The organism is Meiothermus luteus (genome assembly GCF_003574085.1).
Taxonomy (GTDB): Bacteria; Deinococcota; Deinococci; order Deinococcales; family Thermaceae; genus Meiothermus; species Meiothermus luteus.
Genome location: NZ_QWKZ01000190.1, coordinates 1 through 2,148 on the forward strand (window position 1 = coordinate 1; position 2,148 = coordinate 2,148).

Sequence of the window (2,148 nt, forward strand, 5' to 3'; positions counted from 1 at the left end):
TCAGGGGGGTGAAGCGGAGGACCGGGGTGGTGGGGGTGTTTCCGAGCGAGAGGAGCCTGGCCAACCTGGCCACGGTGGTGATGCTGAGGGCGAGTGAGGACTGGGCGTTCAGGCGTTACATGGACATGGGCCCGCTCTGGGCTGTGGAGGAGAAACCCACAAAAAAGGCTACTTGACCCATATCCATACACCCTCCATCTGTGGAGCGCTCCGTTTAATGCCCTAAAATGGACCCCGAATGCTTGCTCTTATCATTGCTGCGGGCTTGTTTGGGCTGGTGCTGGCGGGGGCGCAGCGCTTGGGCTGGCCCTTAGGGGTGGTGGGGGTCTGGTTCAACCTAGCCTGGTTCATCTACCAGAACGAGTGGGGGCAGGACTGGCTCTTCTACCTGCGGGGGGTGGGGGTGGGCTTTATGCTCGCGGCGGGCTACCGCCAGTATGGGCTAGCCTGGGCCCTTTTGCCCTGGCCGCTTCTCCTGGTGGGGCGCTTCAACCTTTCCCTGCTCGAGCCCTACCTCCCCGCCTGGGGTGAGGGCTTGATGCTGGGGGCTTTGGCCTACTTGCTGGCAGGGCTTTTCAAGAGGCCCTGATAGAGCTCTGGACGGCGCTGGGGAAAGACGGGAAACTCCTGGCGTAGCTGGACGGGGTAGCTGGGGTCTAGCTCCACCACCCCTACCCCTTCGGCCTCGAGCCGCAGCAGCTCCCTGCCCAGGGGGTCCACCGCCAAGCTGGGGGCGCCAAACGGTTCCTCGGCGTGGTTGACCGCGACCAAGTAGGCCTGGTTCTCGGCGGCCCGGGCCTTGCAGAAAAGCTCCCAGGCGTAGCTGCGGCTCATGGGCCAGGCCGAGGGCACCAGGAAGAGGTTCACCCCCTCCACCGCGTAGCTGCGAAAGAGTTCGGGAAAGCGCAGGTCGTAGCAGATGGCGATACCTGCCTGGAAACCGCCCAGCTCGAGCCGCACCAGCTCACCGCCGGGGGTCATGGTGGCGGGTTCATTGAAAGCAGGAATTAAGTGGGTCTTGGTGTAGGTGGCCAGCAAGCCCTCGGGCCCAAAGAGCCTGGCCCGGTTGGCGTAGCGCTCACCGGCCGGTTCCAACACCCCTGCCAGCACCTGTACCCCAGTCTGGCGGGAAAACCCCTGCAGCGCCTCGAGCACCTGTGGGGTCTTTTGGGCCAGCTCGTAGCGGTAGACGCTGGGAAAGAGCTCGGGCAGCACCGCCAGCGCGGCCCCTTGCCGATGGGCCTCGTGGAGAAGCTCTAGGGCTTTGTGGAGGGTTTCCTCCAGGGCCTCGCGGGTGGCTAGGTGCAGAAGGGCGATTCTCATGGTTTCCCCCAGATTCGGTAGGAGAGGTAGGGCAGGCCCAGCCCCATGGCAGCGCCCAGCAGGGCTGCCCCGGGCTGGCCCCCGTCTGGGCTAAAAAGCTCCAGCAGGAACTGCGATAGGACCAAGAGGGCCAGCAGGAACACGTACAGGGGAATCACGAAGGGCTTGGAACCGGTGTACTGCACCACACCGGCCCCTACCAAAGCGTTCACGCAAAGGGTGCTGCCAAAAGGGCTCGGCTGGAAGAAAAAGAACCAGACAAAGCCCCCAATGCCGGCGTAGATGAGGGTGCGGGCCAGATGGTCGGGGGCCAGGCGGGCGCGCATCCTAGCTTTTCACCCAGCGCCAGACCACCAGGCTGGCGAGGATAAGCCCCAGCCCACCCCAGGCCACCTGGGGTTCGTTGCCGGCAAACCCCATCAGCGCCGAGAAAACCCCGGCGGAGAGGAAGCCCAGCGCGTACTTGGGGTTGACCGTTAGCCCCAGCATCAGCGCGACCAAGAACCCCGAGAGGGCCGGGGAGAGGCCCGCCCCGACCGCCACCACCAGGACCAAAAGGCCTAGGGTAATGACCAGGCCGATGAAGTAAGCGCCGGGAAAAGGCTCTTTGCTCGGTTTTTCCTTGCTTTTTTCCATAAGACGACCCTCCCCAGTTTACTAAAGCAAGCGGGCCCGGAGGGCCTCGAGGTGGGGTTCTAGGGGCTCTACCTGGGTGGGCTGGGCCTTTAGGACCTCCAAAGCCGGGTGCTGAGGGGGTTCTATTCCCAGGGCGCGCCCCACCGCGTCGGGAAACTTGGCGGGGTGGGCGGTGGCGAGGGCCACGAT

The 2,148-nt window shown here is 64.6% G+C and carries 5 protein-coding genes; 1 reads left to right on the forward strand and 4 read right to left on the reverse strand.

What is annotated here, in order from left to right; translation table 11 throughout:
* Positions 1-238 precede the first annotated feature (238 nt).
* On the forward strand, positions 239-589 hold the full coding sequence (locus tag Mlute_RS15100; protein WP_119361327.1) for a hypothetical protein: 351 nt from the start codon (positions 239-241) through the stop codon (positions 587-589).
* On the opposite strand, the gene Mlute_RS15105 is transcribed toward Mlute_RS15100, so the two are convergent.
* From Mlute_RS15105 to Mlute_RS16705, 4 genes are read right to left on the reverse strand one after another with little or no spacing between them, the layout of a single operon-like run.
* Positions 556-1,323 carry a carbon-nitrogen hydrolase family protein gene (locus Mlute_RS15105; RefSeq protein ID WP_119361328.1) on the reverse strand — a complete coding sequence of 256 codons (768 nt, stop codon included), beginning with the start codon at positions 1,321-1,323 and terminating at the stop codon, positions 556-558. The two genes, Mlute_RS15100 and Mlute_RS15105, sit on opposite strands and share 34 nt — an antisense overlap.
* Positions 1,320-1,649, reverse strand: a complete 330-nt coding sequence (locus Mlute_RS15110; protein ID WP_119361329.1) for a hypothetical protein — start codon at positions 1,647-1,649, stop codon at positions 1,320-1,322. Before Mlute_RS15110 ends, Mlute_RS15105 begins: the two co-directional genes overlap by 4 nt.
* Before the next feature lies 1 nt (position 1,650).
* On the reverse strand, positions 1,651-1,959 hold the full coding sequence (locus tag Mlute_RS15115) for a hypothetical protein (RefSeq protein WP_119361330.1): 309 nt from the start codon (positions 1,957-1,959) through the stop codon (positions 1,651-1,653).
* A gap of 21 nt (positions 1,960-1,980) precedes the next feature.
* Positions 1,981-2,145, reverse strand: coding sequence for a hypothetical protein (locus Mlute_RS16705; protein WP_456237817.1), 165 nt, complete (start codon positions 2,143-2,145; stop codon positions 1,981-1,983).
* Between the last annotated feature and the right edge of the window lie 3 nt (positions 2,146-2,148).